Source organism: Chelativorans sp. Marseille-P2723 (assembly GCF_902809845.1).
Classification (GTDB): domain Bacteria; phylum Pseudomonadota; class Alphaproteobacteria; order Rhizobiales; family Rhizobiaceae; genus Chelativorans.
This window is the reverse complement of sequence record NZ_CADDWI010000009.1, coordinates 202,140-218,070: the sequence shown is the minus strand read 5'-3', so window position 1 is coordinate 218,070 and position 15,931 is coordinate 202,140. Positions and strand designations below refer to the sequence as shown.

Below are 15,931 nucleotides of genomic sequence, written 5' to 3'. Positions count from 1 at the left end.
AGGCACGAGGATTGTCGAAAGCAGGGCCCGCCCTCCAATCGCTTTTTCTTGAATTTCGATGGGTGAAAACGAGCTGCCGGAAAGGCAGGTGGCACTTCATCAAGCCTTCGCTGAATAGGCGCCATCGACCACCAGCGCAGCGCCGTTTACAAAGCCGGAAGCGGCGCTTGCGAAGTAGACCGCTGCTCCGGCAAAGTCCTCCGGCGACCCCCATCGCCCCGCCGGCGTCCTGCCGATTACCGCTTCCTCTAGGCCGACAATTTCGGCGCGAGACCTTACCGACAACGGGGTGTCTACCCAGCCGGGAAGGATTGCGTTTACCTGTATGTTGTCCTTGGCCCAAGCGACGGCGAGCGCTCGGGACAGCTGCACGATACCGCCCTTGGAAGGCGCGTAGGCAACGCCAACAGGGCTTGCCATGAAAGAAGCGATAGAGCCGACATTGATGATCTTTCCGCCACCCTGTCGCAGGAAATGCGGGTAAACGGCCTGGCTCAAGACAAAAGCGGCCGTCAGATTCGTATCCATCACGTCACGGAACTCGTCCAGCGTGAAGTCTTGCGGCTGCTTGCGGTAGTTGATGCCCGAATTGTTGACCAGAATGTCGACGCGCCCGAACTCGTCTACCACCTTTTCGATCAGCCGTTTGCAAGCCTCGGGGTCACGGATGTCGGTTGGAACCGCCATTGCGGGGGCACCTTCGGCCTGAAGCATTTCCACTGCAGCGGAGTTCCTGACGGGATCACGCGAGGCGACGACGACAGCCGCACCGGCCTGTGCCATTCCGACCGCCATTCCAAGGCCGATACCTCCATTGCCCCCGGTAACAACTGCCACTTTCCCCGAAAGATCGAACATGCGCATCGACAGGGCTCCCAATATTGCAGATGCTACTTAGAAGCCGACCAGGTCGCCGCCCTTGAGCTGAAGCATGGCGCGCGCCTCTGCGGGCGTGGCGACCTCGTGGCCCAGTTCCTCGACGAGCTGCCGGATCTTGGCCACTTGCTCGGCATTGCTTTTCGCCAGCCGCCCCTTGGCGATGTAGAGGCTGTCTTCCAGCCCCACGCGCACATTCCCGCCAAGCATGGCCGCTTCTACACCGAAGGGCATCTGATGCCGCCCTGCGGCCAGCACGGACCAGCGATAGTCGCTGCCGAACAGATGATCCGCCGTTTCCTTCATGAACAGCAGGTTACGCAGATCGGGACCGATGCCGCCGAGAATGCCAAAGATCATCTGCACGAAGAAGGGCGGCTTGACGAGGCCGCGATCCACAAAATGGGCAAGGTTGTAGAGGTGGCCGACATCGTAGCACTCGTGTTCAAAGCGGGTGCCATGCTCATCACCCAGGATGCGGATGACCCGCTCGATGTCTCGAAACGTGTTGCGGAAGATGTAGTCTGTGGTCTGGCGCAGATAAGGCTCTTCCCAGTCGTACTTCCATCCTTCGTATTTATCGGCCATGCCGAATATGCCAAAGTTTATGGAACCCATATTGAGGGAGCACATTTCCGGCCGCGCAACGAGCGGCGCGGCGAGCCGCTCTTCCAAAGTCATCTTCATGCCGCCGCCAGTCGTGATGTTCACTACCGCGTCGGTAGCCTGCTTGATGCGTGGCAGGAAGCGCATGAAAACCGCCGGGTCCGGTGTCGGCCGACCTGTCTCCGGATCGCGAGCATGAAGATGCAGTATGGATGCGCCAGCTTCGGCCGCCGCTATCGACTGCTCTGCGATCTCGTCCGGCGTTACCGGCAACGCCTCTGACATGGTCGGCGTATGAACACCGCCAGTGACGGCACAGGTAATGATAATCTTGCTGTTCTCAGCGGCCATGACACCTCTCCAACGGTCACGCATTCTTATCCCTGTGCTGGCCTCGGAGCAGGCTGAAACCACGCCAATTTCTCCTGTCGAAAATGCCGTCCGCACCGCTCGCGTCAGACCGATGCCAACGCAAGAATCGGGTCAGTCAATGCAGGGGATCTGACCATGAACGACGCGCGGCCTTCCTTTCGTACCTTCCGCGAGCGGCTTGCCGCACGCACCACGATGTTCGGGACATTCATCAAGACACCGACGACACACGCGACGGAAATTCTCGGACAGATCGGCTATGATTTCGTGGTGTTTGACCAGGAACACGCGCCGCTGGACGCCAGTGCACTCGACATGATGATCCTTGCCGCACGGGCAGCCAATGTAGCTGGCATTGTGCGCGTGGCCAGCGCCGACCCGGCCATGATTCAGACCGTGCTGGATTGCGGAGCGACCGGCGTAATGGTGCCGCACGTCTCCTCTGCGGAAACGGCGCGACGTATCGCGCGCGCATGCCGATATACCGGGACGAGGGGTTTTGCGAACACGACAAGGGCCGGCGGCTTCGGCTCGTCAAGTTTTGCCGAACACAAGAGCAGGCAGGACCGCGAAACTGTCTGCATCGCCATGATTGAGGATGTAGAGGCGTTGGATTCCATCGGGGACATCCTGGAAGTGGAGGGGCTTGACGCGATCTTCATCGGCCGTGGCGACCTGTCGGCGGCGCTGGATGCGCCGTCGATGACCTCGCCCGAGACCATGTGCGTGGTAGAACCGATCATGGCCGCGGCGCGCGCGGCGGTCATGCCCATCATCATGCTCTGCCCCGACCGTGGCGATGCCGAGCATATGGCGGGACTTGGCGCCTCCGCCTTCATGATCCAGAGCGATCATGGCTTCATGCGCCAGGCTGCAAGCGCAGCACTGAGACAGTTCAGCGGTTTGTGACGGTATCGCCCACGCGGGGGCCGCATTTCAGTTTCGTACAGCGAAATTGACAGCAAACCCTTCCCGTTCAAGCGCAGTATTTCTATGATGAGTGATAGCGGAGGGTGTTGGTTGTGTAGCTTTACCCGCTGCAATACTGCGCGGCAGCTACCCCTGCGTGGAAGGACCCGCCCAGTGGCACCGTATCAAAGACAATAAGACGGCGCGGCAAGAGCGGGAATGGAGGAGGACAAGATATGGAACCTGCCACAGTGGCGGCGGTCGCCGACGACCGTCCGGTGAGACCATCAGCAGCCTCCGCAGTGCCTCGTTGCCGCACCAACTCCCGGCGCGGACTGACCGATCTTTCCCGCCCGTCGTATCCCCCGGTGGAGGCCGCCTGCCGCGTCCTGGATGTGCTGCGTGCAGTCAACGACCTGCGGATTGCCAAGGTAAACGAGATCCACGAGATTACAGACATACCAAAGTCGACGGTGGTCCGGATGCTCGAGACGCTGATGGCTCAGGGTTACGTGGCGCGTGACAACATGTGCGGCGGCTACCGTGTGACGCGCAACGTGCAGGAGCTTGCCTCCGGCTATGATGGTGTCAGCCGTGTGATCGAAACCGCGCGGCCCTTCGCCATAGACCTGACGCGGCGGATCAACTGGCCGATCGGCCTCGGCGTCCCCGACGGAGATGCGATCGCGATCCAGTTCTGGACGGGGACGATCAGCCCCTGGGCGCATACCAACACGGTGCTCGGGCTTCGCCCGGATTATCACAATTCGGCAATGGGCCGCGCCTATCTCGCCTTCTGCAGCAAGGAGGAGCGGGAGATGCGAATCGAGGCGGCGGTCAACGAGATGGGCCAGTCCTTCACCGATCAGGAGAAGACGAGCTTCCGTACGATACTGGATCGTGCCCGCATGGATGGCTTTGCAATCCGCAACCCGCGGACACCACCGTTCCGGACGATCACGATCGGGCTGCCCCTTCGCGAGGAAGGGCAGGTTCGTGCCCTTGTCTCCGTCAGTGTTTTCCGCACGGCCGTGCCGGCGCACGAGCTCTATCGCCGCGTGATCCAGCCCGTGCAGGAGACAATAGCCAATATCGAGGCGGCGCTTGCCTTCTTCAGTTCCTGTGGCACTGGCGCGCCTGCCGAGGCGCAAGCGCACATGGAACCCGGCTTCTGACCACCGGAGGACCGTACGAGTATTGGCCTGGCGGACCCTTCAAGGGAAGGGGGACGGCGGTTGCCATGCCCTGAATGGGAAGGTGCGGAACCCGCCTGCAACAGCAGTTTCGGCCTTCGAAATTAAGCCATGTTGGCAATGAGGCCGGTCCGAAATTGCTCTAGCTTGCCTTCACGGGGCAGTTGCCTCGTCTGGGCATAGCGAACGACGAAAGTCCGCCCGTTGCATCTTGCCGACCGGCTGAAGGATCCCGCTGACCGGCGCGACCCCTGCCTGCAATCAGTGCAACTGGCTGAAGCGACGAACCAGGCACAAACCCCGTAAAATCCGGGAGGGAATGAGCGATGATTTCGAGACTGTTGAAGCAGGTAATGGGCGCTGGCGCGGTTGCCGGAATGCTGTGCACACTTGCAGTGCCGGTCGCGGCGCAGGAGTATCCCACCAAGCCCGTGCGGGCGATCGTGCCGTTCGCCGCGGGCGGTGGAACAGACATTTTCGCACGCATCTGGGGCGAGGGAATGGGCAAGGCCACGGGTCAGCGTTTCCTCATCGAAAACATGCCTGGCGCAGCAGGGGCAATTGGCACCAAGGCGGCAATCGGGGCCGAACCCGACGGGTATACCGTAGTCGCCGGAACTGCCTCCACGATAGCCATCAACCCGCATGTGCTCGGAGATGAAATCGGCTATTCTCCGCTTACCGAACTGAAGCCAGTTGCGCTTTTCGCCTATACGCCGTGGATCATGGTCGCGTCCGCGCAGCTTGGCATCGACAGTGTCGAGGAGCTGATCGCTTACGGAAAGGAGAACCCGGGAGAGCTGACCTGGGGCGGATGGACATCCACTGGTGAGATCGCTCGCAAGATATTCACCCTGAGGACAGGCGTCGACATTCAGCCAGTGCCCTATGACGGTGCGGTTGCGGCGTTGAACGACCTCGTTGCCGGGCGGACGTCCGTCGCGACGCTGGACTATACTTCCGCACGGCCATTCATCGATTCCGGCAACGTCAAGGCGCTGGCGGTTACTGGACCCAACAGAACGGAACTGCTGCCCGGGCTGCCTTCCTTCGCGGATGCCGGCGTCCATGATGTCGATATCAATTCCTGGGTTGGCCTGTTTGCGCCCGCCGATACGCCGGACGATATCGTGGCACGCCTTAACGAAGAGACGAACAAGGTGTTCGACAATCCGGAAGTCAGGGCTCGCCTCGCTGAACTCGGCGCCGATGTTTACACGTGGAGCCCAAAAGAGTGGAAGGAGTTCGTTGTCACGCAGAGCGAAATCTGGGCGCGGACCATCGAAGAGGTCAATTCCGTGGACTGAAGCGCTCTTCCGGACAACGGACCCGTCCCGTGAAATGCGGCCGGCATGTTTCCCAAGAGGCATGACAGTGAAAAGCTACCGCCAACTGCCACCCCGCAAGGCACGCAATTGTGACCACGCCATCATATACAGGAACGAGGGCGAGTTCTGCGGTTGGCCGTTCTATTGCGGTCTGTGGCGGGTCGCAAATGGGGATATCGTTGCCAGCTTCAAACGCATTCCCAATGCCTACGCGGATGAAGACGAGGTCTCCCACGAGAAGCTCACCTTCCGCCGCGGAGATTTATACCTGATCCGATCGCATGATGGGGGGCATACATGGCCGCAGGAGGGGCTTTCCCATGTGCACCGGCTCGACATGACCGCCGACGAGATTCTTGCGCACGGCCCCCGGTGTTACGAGGCGGAAGGACCGCTCGATCTGACGAGCCCGGATACGCTCATCATGACTGGCGCCGTCCCCGCATTTCTCAAGCCCGACAGCCAGGCCTGGCTGCGTGCATCAACCGACGGTGGGCGGACCTGGCGGCGCCATATCCTGTTGCCTAACGGCGGCTTGCCAAGCCTGTCGGGCAGCGGCTCCTCAATGGTACGTTCCGACGGCATGAATCTCATCGGCCTGGCGACGACCACCGAAGGTGGCTGGGTAAACAGACCTCTGGTCTACGCCAGCCGTGATGGAGTCGAGTGGCGCTTCCTGTCTTTCATTACGCCGAAGGGAGACGAGGGATCGGCGATCAGTGACCGCGCCGGCCCATTCATTTTCGGTGCGATCCGCCAGTTCTATCCCCGTCTGATTGAACTTCACGACGGGACGATACTGGCCTCGGTGCGATTCCAGCGCGACGCGCGGGAAGTGATCTGGACGGACGTCTATCGCTCGCGGGACGGAGGCCTGACCTGGAGCTTTCTTTCGCGGGTAAATGATTGGGGAGCACCCGGAGATCTCGTGCACATGCGCGACGGCAGGGTGGTCTGCGTCTATGGCTATCGAGTGAGGCCATGGGGGATACGTGCCCGTGTCAGTGAGGATAGCGGGGAGAGCTGGGGCAGCGAGATCATTCTGCGGGATGACGGCGGAAGCTGGGATCTCGGCTACCCCCGCGTGATCGAACTCGAACAGGGCCGCCTTCTCTGCGTCTACTACATGAATACTGCGAATGACCCGGTCCAGGCTGGCGGCGGGGTTCGGCATATCGCGCGAACTTTTTTTTCACCGGATTGAAAGGGGGACGTCAGTGGTTGGCAAAGACGCCTGGCGCGGGACGATACCGCTATTCCTGCGCATCGATGTGGTGGCGGGCGTGCTCGTCAGTGCGCTTGCGGCGCTGATCTGGTACGGCTCGTCACATCTGCCTGTTGGCGAGTTACGCTATTTCGGTCCGGGCTTCATGCCGAGGCTCTGTGCGGCGGCATTGCTGGTTGGCGGATTAGCCCTTCTTTTTCGCGGACTGACGCAGCCAGATACCCAGGCCGAGCCGCTCGTGCTGGCGATGCGGGGGCCCCTCCTTGTCGGGCTGGGCATACTGCTGTTCGCGCTGACGATCAGGGGTTATGGGGTCGGACCGATCATCGTCCCGCAATTCGGTCTGCTGGCGGCGGGATGCCTCGTGATTTTCATTTCCGGTCTTGGCAGCGTGGAAGCCCGGCCGCGTGAACTCATTGTTCTGGCCTTCGGCCTGAGCGGGCTGGGCGCTTTGCTCTTCGTGGATGTGTTGGATGTGCGGCTCCCGGTGCTGCCAGATTTCGTCGAGCGCAACTTACCCCCGCAATGGGGGATTGAGTGGCCGGCGCGGCTGACAGCACTCGGCTTCATGACGATAGCAGCAATGCTCGCTCGATACTTCCGGAAGGGGCTCGGTAGCAAACCCGTCAGCGGGCCGGAGGCCAGATAATGACCGGGCAATTGCTGGATCATCTCGCCCTCGGTTTCTCCGTCTCCTTTTCCCTCCAAAATCTCCTGCTATGTCTGCTGGGCTGTCTTGTGGGAACGCTTATCGGTGTTTTGCCGGGCATCGGCCCGCTGGCCACGATCGCCATCCTCTTGCCGATCACCTACAATGTCGATCCGGTCGGCGCGCTGATTATGCTGGCCGGCATCTACTACGGTGCGCAATATGGCGGCTCGACAACGGCCATCCTGGTCAACATGCCCGGGGAAGCTTCTTCCGTAGTCACCACGCTTGACGGTCATGCGATGGCGAAGGAGGGCCGCGCGGGCAAGGCGCTCGGCATTGCCGCCATTGGCTCGTTTATCGCCGGCACATTTGGCGTGCTGGTGGTTGCAGCTCTGGCAACGCCACTGGCCGGCATCGCGCTCAGCTTCACTGCCTCCAACTATTTCGCGCTGATGGTGCTTGGCCTGACGCTGGCGGTGGTGCTGGCGGGAGGATCGCTCATCAAGGCTTCCTGCATGCTCATCATCGGTGTGACGATGGCGCTGGTTGGCGCGGACCCGCTTACCGCCGAGCCGCGCCTGACATTCGGCCTGCAGACGCTCTACGACCGCGTCGAGCTGGGCATCGTCGCGATGGGTCTGTTCGGCATTGCCGAGATCTTGCGGAATCTCGAATTGCGGGAGGCCCGACCGACGATTACGCCGGTGGTAGGCAGGCTGTTGCCGGACCGAGACGATTTTCGCCAATCGGCAGGGGCGATAGGGCGCGGTTCATTGCTCGGTTCGATTCTAGGTATCCTGCCAGGCAACGGCGTCATACTCGCTTCCTTTGCTTCCTATGCGCTTGAGAAGCGCCTTGCCAAGGATCCTTCGCGTTTCGGAAAAGGCGCGATCGAGGGCGTTGCAGGGCCGGAATCTGCCAACAATTCAGGAGCGCAGACCGCCTTCGTGCCGCTGCTGACCTTGGGGTTACCGGCCACCGCGACCATGGCGCTGATGGCGGGGGCGATGATGCTGCATGGCGTGCTGCCGGGCCCGCAGATGATGGATATGCATCCGGAAATGTTCTGGGGGGTGGTCACGTCCATGTGGCTTGGCAATGCTATGCTGGTCATCATCAATCTGCCGCTGATCGGCATATGGGTGAAGTTGCTGCGCGTGCCTTATCGGCTGCTGTTTCCTGCGATCGTTTTCGTGTGCTGCACCGGCATCTTCTCGGTTGGGCTACAGCCGGCGGATGTCATCCAGGTGGGCATCTTCGGACTTGCCGGCTACCTGCTTTCGAAACTGAAGCTGGAGGCCGCACCCCTCCTTTTGGGCCTTGTCCTGGGGTCCTTGCTTGAGAACAATCTGAGGCGCGGCCTTGTGCTGGCGCGGGGTGACTTCGTTCCTTTCCTGAGCGATCCACTCACGCTGGTCCTGCTGGCGCTTTCCATGATCATCGTAATAACTGCGGTTCTTCCGGCGGTAGCGCATCGCAGGGAGGAAATTCCTGCAGCCGACGATTGATCACAAAAGAGCGTCAGAGCGGAAAGGATGCTCGATTTTCCCCATGACTGGCCCGAGAGGGCGCGCTGGATGTGGTCAGTCCTTCCTTCCAACACCGACCCCGGGCCAGAGCGGATGAAAAGACGTGACGACTGAAGATGCGCAGCAGATTTCTCTCCTTCGCAACGCCGTCCAGGGGCGCGGACGGGCTGTTCCCATCCTCGGGCTGGTCCAGATAGCGGGATGGGGCGCGACCTATTATGCGCCGGCTCTGCTTGCACCGTTAATCGCCGCGGAGCGGGAATGGTCGCTGACATTCACCATCAGCGGCATCACCATCGGGCTGATTGTCGCCGGGCTATGTTCGCCCCTTTCGACGCGGTGGGTTGATCGCGCCGGCGGACAGGTTGCCATCGCCATCGGCGCCCTGCTAACAGCGGGCGCCCTCGTGGCGCTGACATTAGCCGCAAGCAAGGTCGCCTATATCGGGGCTTGGATATGGCTTGGGGCTGGCATGTCCCTGGTGCTTTCCGATTCCAGCTATGTCGCGCTGGCCCGGATTTTCCGCGATAACGTACGCAGGCCCATGGTCCTCATCTCGATGATGGCCGGCCTGGCCGGCTCTGTGAGTTGGGCTTCCACCTATCTTCTCCTTCAGGTTGGAAGCTGGCGTACCCCGCTTCTGCTTTATGCTGGCGTGTTTGCTTTCCTCATTGCGCCGCTCCTGGCCTATGTGCTGCCGCGCGAGGCGGGGACGCCTGCCGCATCCGCACAGAAGATTTCGCAAGTGGTTGCGTCACGATGGCCTCCTCGCGGGCTGCCGCTGTGGCTTCTGTTCATGGGCTTTGCCAGCTATGCCTTCGCGATTTCTGCGACCCTGGCGCATATCATCCCGATGATGGCCCGCAGTGGGGTAGGGGAGGGCACCGCAGTTGCCATTTCCATGCTGCTCGGGCCGATGCAACTGGCGGTACGCTTATTCGAGTTCATGTTCGGGCAGCGCTCGCACCCGCTGCTGATAACGCGCGCGGCAGTGGTTACCTTCTTCTGCGCTTTCGCCACTGTTGTGGCGGTCGGGTTTTCCACACCAACGGCCGTACTGTTCGTCCTGATGATGGGTTTTGCCAATGGCGTCATGACCATCGCGCGAGGCGTGCTGCCACTGGCGCTATTCGGCCATGACGGCTACCCCAAAGCAGCAGGTATTCTTGGCTTCGGCAGCTTGGGCTCGCAAGCCATAGGTCCGCTTGCCCTCGCCATTGTTATAGAGCGCGGTTCCGATTTCGCCGCCCTTGTGACGCTCGCAGGCATAATGGCGGCGTCGATCCTGTGCTTCGGCCTCGTGCGCCGCCCGCAATAGGCCTCCGAGCGGAAATTGCTGCGCCTTGCGTCTTTCGTGGGGCAGGCGCATTAGGGGCCGCTGCCTGAGCTTAACTGGCGCAGACGAACTTTTCAGCCCGGAAGCATCAGCAGGCGGGGACAGAGGCTGAGGAGCGGCGTCGTCGCGGCTTCTCTAAGGCGGGCTGGAAAACCTCTACGGCTAAGGTGCTACCAAAATGACTCGCAAATTGACGACTGTTCATTAAGCCTATGTCAGGGTCAACTTGGCATCCAAATTATATCTCAAGCGGTTAGGATGGTGGGCGTGCCTGGGATCGAACCAGGGACCCCTACGATGTCAACGTAGTGCTCTCCCGCTGAGCTACACGCCCATCCGACACGCGCGCATAGACCATATAAATGGCCGGTGCGTCAATAGCCTGCATGCGCGTATGCCTGGACAAGTTCAGGCGGCCTGCAGGAGTTTTTCCACTTGATCCACAAGATCGCGCAAGTGGAAAGGTTTCGACAGCACCTTTGCATCCCTTGGTGCCTGTGAATCCGGGTTCAGCGCCACGGCAGCAAAGCCTGTGATGAACATCACCTTTAGGTCAGGATCGATTTCCGTTGCCCGCCGGGCAAGCTCGATCCCATCCATCTCCGGCATCACGATATCTGTTAGAAGTAGAGAGAATGGCTCTTCCCGGAGCCGTTCGTAGGCGCCTGCGCCATTATCGAAATCCACAACCTCATAGCCGGCCCGTTCCAGCGCCTTGACGAGGAACCGACGCATATCGTCATCATCTTCCGCAAGAAGAATTCGTGCCATCACGCCTACCGAATGAAACCCGATCCGCGCGCCGGGATCCGGCGCAAATCAATCTGCCATATGGTCGGGGCATGGTAAATATCAAGTGAACGCAAAGACCGCACAAGGCGGGTGGCGCCCATCTGGACATGCCCCATTCCCAATGGCAGGGTGAGACATGTCAGCGAAGAGGCCATCGATGGGTGCAGAAACGGATTTCTCCGAAATTCCGCCCTTCCAGATCCTGAAATCAGGGGAACAGCGAATTCCATTCGTGTTCAACTCCCCCCATAGCGGGCGCCATTATCCGCCTCGCTTCCTCGCCATGAGCAGGCTGGATTCCGCGACCATCCGGCGTTCGGAAGATTGCTATGTGGAAGAGCTGTTTTCTCCTGCAGCTGCTCTGGGCGCGCCTTTACTTTCGGCCAATTTCCCGCGCGCCTATCTGGATGTAAACCGCGAGCCTTGGGAACTCGATCCACGCATGTTCCGGGAGCCGGTGCCGCCCTTCGCCAATATCCGCTCCCCGCGTGTTGCCGGAGGGCTGGGAACCATCCCGAAGCTGGTAGGCGAGGGATTTAACATCTATCCGGACCGGCTGCCATTGCACGAGGCGCTGACACGGATCGAGCACATCTATAAGCCTTATCATAAAACCCTAGCCAGCCTCATCCGCAAGACGCGTGAGCGCTTCGGCTATGCCATCCTGATTGACTGCCATTCGATGCCCGCGAATGTTCGCGCCGGTGACGGGGCGCCTACGCCGGACTTCATCATCGGCGATCGGTTCGGGTCTTCTGCCGTCGCTGCGTTGACGGAATACGCCGTCGGCATTCTTGCGGCGAAGGGCTATACCGTGGCTTATAACAAACCTTATGCGGGCGGCTTCATTACCGAGCATTACGGAAGGCCCGCCGAGTGCGTTCACGCACTGCAAATCGAGATCAACCGAGGTCTTTACATGAACGAGCGCACGCTTGCCCGGACGCGCCACTTCGACAGCCTTGCGGCCGACCTACGGGATTTCATCGCGGCGCTGACCTTGATCCCCGCGCGCCATTTCCATCCGATGCGGCAAGCGGCTGAGTAACTTTTCGCCGTTTCGTTAAAAAGAGACCGCATCGTTTACACGACACGGCCACAAGTCTAGGGAGGAAACGCCCAATGCGGGCATCGGACAGAATCACTATCCGAATCAAGCTTATTTTGCGGTGCAGGATTGTCAATCCTTCATCCGTCTAACCAACAAGGAACCAGAATGCTCTGCAAGGAAGTGGCATGCCTCTAGATCCCGGTCCCGAGTTTATGCGCCGGCTTGCGGCGGCTGCGGCTGCGCAGACCCTCCCGCGATTTCGCCGCAAGAGTAATGTCGCCACCAAGCTTGCAGACAGTTTTGACCCGGTTACCGAGGCCGACCGTGAAGCCGAACTGGCGATCCGCAGCATTATACGGGCCGAATTTCCCAAGCACGGCATCCTGGGGGAGGAGTTTGGCTCCGAACAGCCAGATAACAGCCATGTGTGGGTGATCGACCCGATCGACGGCACGCGCGCCTTCATCTCTGGTCTGCCGCTCTGGGGCACGCTGGTCGGTCTCATCGTAGAGGGAAGGGCGGTCTCCGGCATGATGTCTCAGCCCTTTACTGGCGAGTTCTACTACGCCAATTCGAGCGGTGCTTTCTATGAGGGACCGGGAGGGGAAAGCCGGCTTCGCGTTAGCACTGTCACCTCTCTTGCGGACGCTACGCTCTGCACTACCTCGCCCTACCTCTTCGCTACGCGAAAGCGGGGCCTTTACGAGAAAGTGGAGGAGGCCGTGCGCCTTCCGCGCTACGGTACGGACTGTTACGCCTATGCCATGCTTGCCGCAGGTCATGTGGATCTTGTCGTGGAAAGCGCCTTGCAGCCATATGACATTGTCGCTCTCATACCCATAATCGAGAAGGCTGGCGGCGTGATTACGACCTGGGAAGGCGGGCGCCCCGAGGAGGGAGGCGATATCGTTGCGGCGGCAACCCCTGAACTGCACGCTGCGGCACTCACGTTCCTGAGGGAATAAGCCGTTCAGACCAAGTCCGTAATGCCGGAGACGGTCGTTGAGGATGCCGAACCTGCAAAGACGGCGAATGCTGCCAGCACCTGTTCGCGATAGATATCGGCCTCCTGCAGCAATTCGTGGCGGGCTCCGTCAATGGACAGGACCTTGCCGAGCCGCAGGCTTCGGCCGTACTCCTCCGCGGCGGTAGTCGAGACGACCCGATCCGCCCCCGCCGTCAGCATTAGCACCGGAATGCGAATACCGGCGGCGAAATCCGGGTGACGCACGCGCTGTACGGCATCAAATGCCGCGTTCACCCAGGAGGCGGTGGGTCCACCGATGAAAAGTTCGGGAAAAGCTTTAAGAAGCGCCTGGTTACGGTCATGGCGTCGCTGGTCACTTGTCAGCGCGCTTGGCTGGAAAGGAATTTCCTGTCCGCGCCGGCTGGCGCCGGCAATATAGATGCGGCCGAGGCCGAAGGCATTGAGGAACGCTGAAAACCGGGCCAAAAGTCTGCTTTGCACAGGCGCAGCGACGTCGAGAAGGGGCGCAAGCAGCACCATCCGGCGAACACGATTGGCAAGGTCGCTGGAAGCCAATAGGGCAATCAGCGCTCCGGTCGAATGCGCGAGGATGGAGTAGGGCGGGCGGCAGTCGGGCAGCACGATCTCTCGGAAAAACTGGTCGAGGTCGGCCACGTAATCGTCGAAGCTTTCTATATGGCCGCGCCTTGGATCCTTGAGCAGGCGCTCAGAGCCCCCCTGACCGCGCCAATCGAATGAAACCGCGGAGAAACCGCGCGACGCAAGATCTTCGACGGTCTCAAAGTATTTTTCGATGCACTCGTTGCGGCCGGGAAGAATGACAACGGTTCCCGCACTGCCGGCGGAAGGGAAGCACGCATATCGGATCTGGCGGCCATCAAAGGCGGACATCATGCCCGACACAGCGCCTTCGGGGATGGGATTTTCCGGAATTTCGCGGAGCAAATTGGGCATTCAGGATCGCCTCACCGCATCGCCTTTCCCGCTGATAGAGATGCGTCCCACCAAAATCAAAAGGATTTTCTAGACATGCCCCGAAACAGTGCCGGAGGCGGTCCCCCCAAGGAGCGCCTCCGGCCTTGCCGGACCGATGGAAGGGACGGTTACATCCGGTCCGATAGCAAGAACTGATGCTAGGATGTCCTTCCTGAACGGCAGGCGAAAGAAGCGTTCAGCTTGCATTCATGATTGTGGCGCCCATTGCGGCGTGTGTGTTTTCTGGGACTTGAATGGGTTTCAGGAAGCTCCCAAATATGGGATGCGGCCGCCTTTTATGGGGCCGCTGGCCCGTATGGAAATGCCTTGAATGGGTTCCGGCGTGGTCAAACGCAACTTGTTGCTCAAAAGGAGGACAGACCATGCGTCATGTCGATTTTTCGCCCCTATACCGATCGACCGTAGGATTCGATCGTCTCTTCACAATGCTTGATTCCCTTAATCAGCTCGACGGCGGTCAGACCTATCCGCCCTACAATATCGAGCGCACCGGCGAGTACGCCTATCGCATTACCATGGCCGTCGCCGGCTTTACCGAAGACGAAATTTCGGTGGAGGCGCATCGCAACGTGCTGACGATCAGGGGTGAGAAGCGCGAAGATAAGAATGAGGACGAACGTGAGGTCCTCTATCGCGGCATCGCCTCCCGCACCTTCGAGCGGCGTTTCCAGCTTGCCGACCATGTGGAGGTGAGTGGCGCCGTACTCCGGGATGGCCTGCTGCATATTGAACTCACCCGCAACATCCCCGAGGAGTTGAAGCCGCGCCGGATTCCGATCACGCGCGTCGGTACGGGTGAAGCAAAGCAGCTTGAGGCTACGAAGCAGGCCGCCTGAACAGCCGCGCTTCTTGATGATGGCGGTGCCACTGGCGCCGCCATTTTTGTATGTGTTGGCTTACGTTCAGGGTGCGATGGCCTGCGCTGTTGATCTGTCTAGGTCGCCAGCAGCTCTGCAAAAGCATCCACTTCTTCCGGCTTTGTCGCGAAGGATGTGACGAAGCGATAAAGCGCCTCGTCTTCCTCCAGCCTGATATCCGCGTCGCGCGGCAAGTCCCAGGGATGGAAAAACACCTCCTGGGCCCGTAGGGTCTCGGCTGACCTGCCATCCATCACCGCGAAAACCTCGTTCGCATGCGGCTCCCATGCAAGGCGTGTGGCTGGCAAATTGCGTATATGCCGGGCAAGCCGAGCCGCCATTGCATTCGCGTGACGGGCGTTCTCGAGCCACAGGCCGTCGCTGAAATAGGCTTCGAACTGCGCCGCAATGAAACGGGATTTGGAGAACAGTTGGGCCGCCCGCTTGCGGATGAACGGCATATCCCTGGCGCGTGCCGGATCCATCACCACGATTGCTTCGGCGCACCAGCAGCCATTTTTCGTTCCGCCGAAAGAGAGGATGTCGACCCCACGTTTCCACGTCATTTCGGCGGGCGTTGTGCCCAGTGCTACCAAGGCATTGGCAAAACGCGCTCCATCCATGTGAAGCGGCAGGCCGTGAGCCGCACAGATCGCGGCAATGGCATCGATCTCCTCCAGTGAATAGACCGTCCCGATCTCGGTCGACTGCGTGATGGAGACTGCCGCGGGCTGCCCGGAATGAACGAACTCTGGCGAAAAAAGCCGGATGGCGGCATCGAGCGCCTCGGGCGTCATGCGGCCTTGCGGGCCTGGCACGCCATGCAGTCTCCCGCCGCCTGTCATGAATTCAGGTGCCCCGCCTTCATCTGCGATCATGTGGGCCCCAGCTTGCGCAAAGAAGACGCCTCCCGGCCTATTGAGCAGGGCCATGGAAAGAGCGTTTGCGGCGGTGCCAGTCGCCACGAAGTAGACAGCCACTTTGCGTTCAAAAATTTCGCAGAAGCGTTCTTCCACCCTGCGGTCAAGAGCGCTCGCTCCATACGCTGTGGCAAACCCTTCCCCATGAGCCGTCAATGCCTTGCTGACCGTTGGGTGCGCGCCAGCCCAATTATCGGAAGCAAAATACAACGGCATAGGATGAGTCTCCTGAAATCCTGCGCGCAAACCTTGCGTGTTGCGGGAGCAGTTTCAAGTTCTATGTAACCTCCGTGGCCCATGG

15 protein-coding genes and 1 tRNA gene are annotated in these 15,931 nt (G+C 60.3%); 10 read left to right on the top strand and 6 right to left on the bottom strand.

Annotated elements, in window-relative coordinates:
- Positions 1 to 99: 99 nt before the first annotated feature.
- Positions 100 to 870: a glucose 1-dehydrogenase gene (locus HUS57_RS08385; protein ID WP_210256072.1), complete on the bottom strand. Its 771-nt coding sequence runs from the start codon at positions 868 to 870 to the stop codon at positions 100 to 102.
- A 24-nt stretch (positions 871 to 894) separates the two neighbouring features.
- Positions 895 to 1,833 (bottom strand): 3-keto-5-aminohexanoate cleavage protein, encoded by a 939-nt coding sequence (locus tag HUS57_RS08380; RefSeq protein WP_173932677.1) that lies wholly within the window; start codon positions 1,831 to 1,833, stop codon positions 895 to 897.
- A 156-nt stretch (positions 1,834 to 1,989) separates the two neighbouring features.
- Here HUS57_RS08380 and HUS57_RS08375 point away from each other — a divergent pair, with 156 nt between their 5' ends.
- The 7 genes from HUS57_RS08375 to HUS57_RS08345 all read left to right on the top strand — a co-directional run bounded on the left by HUS57_RS08375 (position 1,990) and on the right by HUS57_RS08345 (position 10,008).
- Positions 1,990 to 2,763 (top strand): aldolase/citrate lyase family protein, encoded by a 774-nt coding sequence (locus HUS57_RS08375; RefSeq protein ID WP_173932675.1) that lies wholly within the window; start codon positions 1,990 to 1,992, stop codon positions 2,761 to 2,763.
- A 236-nt stretch (positions 2,764 to 2,999) separates the two neighbouring features.
- Positions 3,000 to 3,938 carry a helix-turn-helix domain-containing protein gene (locus HUS57_RS08370; RefSeq protein ID WP_173932673.1) on the top strand — a complete coding sequence of 313 codons (939 nt, stop codon included), beginning with the start codon at positions 3,000 to 3,002 and terminating at the stop codon, positions 3,936 to 3,938.
- 344 nt (positions 3,939 to 4,282) lie between these two features.
- A complete protein-coding gene (locus HUS57_RS08365) occupies positions 4,283 to 5,263 on the top strand; it encodes a tripartite tricarboxylate transporter substrate binding protein (protein ID WP_173932671.1) in 981 nt (326 codons plus the stop codon).
- 61 nt (positions 5,264 to 5,324) lie between these two features.
- The gene (locus HUS57_RS08360; protein ID WP_173932669.1) at positions 5,325 to 6,488 is read left to right on the top strand and encodes a sialidase family protein; all 1,164 of its coding nucleotides are present in this window, start codon (positions 5,325 to 5,327) and stop codon (positions 6,486 to 6,488) included.
- 13 nt (positions 6,489 to 6,501) lie between these two features.
- The gene (locus HUS57_RS08355) at positions 6,502 to 7,158 is read left to right on the top strand and encodes a tripartite tricarboxylate transporter TctB family protein (RefSeq protein ID WP_173932667.1); all 657 of its coding nucleotides are present in this window, start codon (positions 6,502 to 6,504) and stop codon (positions 7,156 to 7,158) included.
- Positions 7,158 to 8,669 (top strand): tripartite tricarboxylate transporter permease, encoded by a 1,512-nt coding sequence (locus HUS57_RS08350; RefSeq protein WP_173932665.1) that lies wholly within the window; start codon positions 7,158 to 7,160, stop codon positions 8,667 to 8,669. Before HUS57_RS08355 ends, HUS57_RS08350 begins: the two co-directional genes overlap by 1 nt.
- A 124-nt stretch (positions 8,670 to 8,793) precedes the next feature.
- On the top strand, positions 8,794 to 10,008 hold the full coding sequence (locus HUS57_RS08345) for an MFS transporter (RefSeq protein ID WP_173932663.1): 1,215 nt from the start codon (positions 8,794 to 8,796) through the stop codon (positions 10,006 to 10,008).
- Positions 10,009 to 10,285: 277 nt separating this feature from the next.
- On the opposite strand, the gene HUS57_RS08340 is transcribed toward HUS57_RS08345, so the two are convergent.
- Positions 10,286 to 10,360: transfer RNA gene (locus HUS57_RS08340), tRNA-Val, on the bottom strand.
- A gap of 74 nt (positions 10,361 to 10,434) precedes the next feature.
- Positions 10,435 to 10,797 (bottom strand): response regulator, encoded by a 363-nt coding sequence (locus HUS57_RS08335; RefSeq protein WP_173932661.1) that lies wholly within the window; start codon positions 10,795 to 10,797, stop codon positions 10,435 to 10,437.
- Between the two features lie 178 nt (positions 10,798 to 10,975).
- Here HUS57_RS08335 and HUS57_RS08330 point away from each other — a divergent pair, with 178 nt between their 5' ends.
- Together HUS57_RS08330 and hisN are read left to right on the top strand one after the other, a co-directional pair.
- Positions 10,976 to 11,866 (top strand): N-formylglutamate amidohydrolase, encoded by an 891-nt coding sequence (locus HUS57_RS08330; RefSeq protein ID WP_173932659.1) that lies wholly within the window; start codon positions 10,976 to 10,978, stop codon positions 11,864 to 11,866.
- 188 nt (positions 11,867 to 12,054) lie between these two features.
- The gene (gene hisN / locus HUS57_RS08325; protein ID WP_173932657.1) at positions 12,055 to 12,834 is read left to right on the top strand and encodes a histidinol-phosphatase; all 780 of its coding nucleotides are present in this window, start codon (positions 12,055 to 12,057) and stop codon (positions 12,832 to 12,834) included.
- Between the two features lie 5 nt (positions 12,835 to 12,839).
- Here the strand turns inward: hisN and HUS57_RS08320 are convergent, their stop codons facing one another.
- Positions 12,840 to 13,811, bottom strand: a complete 972-nt coding sequence (locus HUS57_RS08320) for an alpha/beta hydrolase (protein ID WP_173932655.1) — start codon at positions 13,809 to 13,811, stop codon at positions 12,840 to 12,842.
- A gap of 404 nt (positions 13,812 to 14,215) precedes the next feature.
- Between HUS57_RS08320 and HUS57_RS08315 the strand changes: the two genes are divergently transcribed.
- Positions 14,216 to 14,689 carry an Hsp20 family protein gene (locus HUS57_RS08315; protein WP_173932653.1) on the top strand — a complete coding sequence of 158 codons (474 nt, stop codon included), beginning with the start codon at positions 14,216 to 14,218 and terminating at the stop codon, positions 14,687 to 14,689.
- A 98-nt stretch (positions 14,690 to 14,787) separates the two neighbouring features.
- On the opposite strand, the gene HUS57_RS08310 is transcribed toward HUS57_RS08315, so the two are convergent.
- Positions 14,788 to 15,840: a low specificity L-threonine aldolase gene (locus HUS57_RS08310; RefSeq protein WP_173933232.1), complete on the bottom strand. Its 1,053-nt coding sequence runs from the start codon at positions 15,838 to 15,840 to the stop codon at positions 14,788 to 14,790.
- Positions 15,841 to 15,931: the final 91 nt, after the last annotated feature.

Excerpts from the sequence above, each read along its gene's own strand:
- HUS57_RS08380 (WP_173932677.1), bottom strand. The coding sequence starts at position 1,833 with ATGGCCGCTGAGAACAGCAAGATTATCATTACCTGTGCCGTCACTGGC.
- HUS57_RS08375 (WP_173932675.1), top strand. The coding sequence starts at position 1,990 with ATGAACGACGCGCGGCCTTCCTTTCGTACCTTCCGCGAGCGGCTTGCC.
- HUS57_RS08370 (WP_173932673.1), top strand. The coding sequence starts at position 3,000 with ATGGAACCTGCCACAGTGGCGGCGGTCGCCGACGACCGTCCGGTGAGA.
- HUS57_RS08365 (WP_173932671.1), top strand. The coding sequence starts at position 4,283 with ATGATTTCGAGACTGTTGAAGCAGGTAATGGGCGCTGGCGCGGTTGCC.
- HUS57_RS08360 (WP_173932669.1), top strand. The coding sequence starts at position 5,325 with ATGACAGTGAAAAGCTACCGCCAACTGCCACCCCGCAAGGCACGCAAT.
- HUS57_RS08350 (WP_173932665.1), top strand. The coding sequence starts at position 7,158 with ATGACCGGGCAATTGCTGGATCATCTCGCCCTCGGTTTCTCCGTCTCC.
- HUS57_RS08335 (WP_173932661.1), bottom strand. The coding sequence starts at position 10,797 with ATGGCACGAATTCTTCTTGCGGAAGATGATGACGATATGCGTCGGTTC.
- HUS57_RS08330 (WP_173932659.1), top strand. The coding sequence starts at position 10,976 with ATGGGTGCAGAAACGGATTTCTCCGAAATTCCGCCCTTCCAGATCCTG.
- hisN (WP_173932657.1), top strand. The coding sequence starts at position 12,055 with ATGCCTCTAGATCCCGGTCCCGAGTTTATGCGCCGGCTTGCGGCGGCT.
- HUS57_RS08320 (WP_173932655.1), bottom strand. The coding sequence starts at position 13,811 with ATGCCCAATTTGCTCCGCGAAATTCCGGAAAATCCCATCCCCGAAGGC.
- HUS57_RS08315 (WP_173932653.1), top strand. The coding sequence starts at position 14,216 with ATGCGTCATGTCGATTTTTCGCCCCTATACCGATCGACCGTAGGATTC.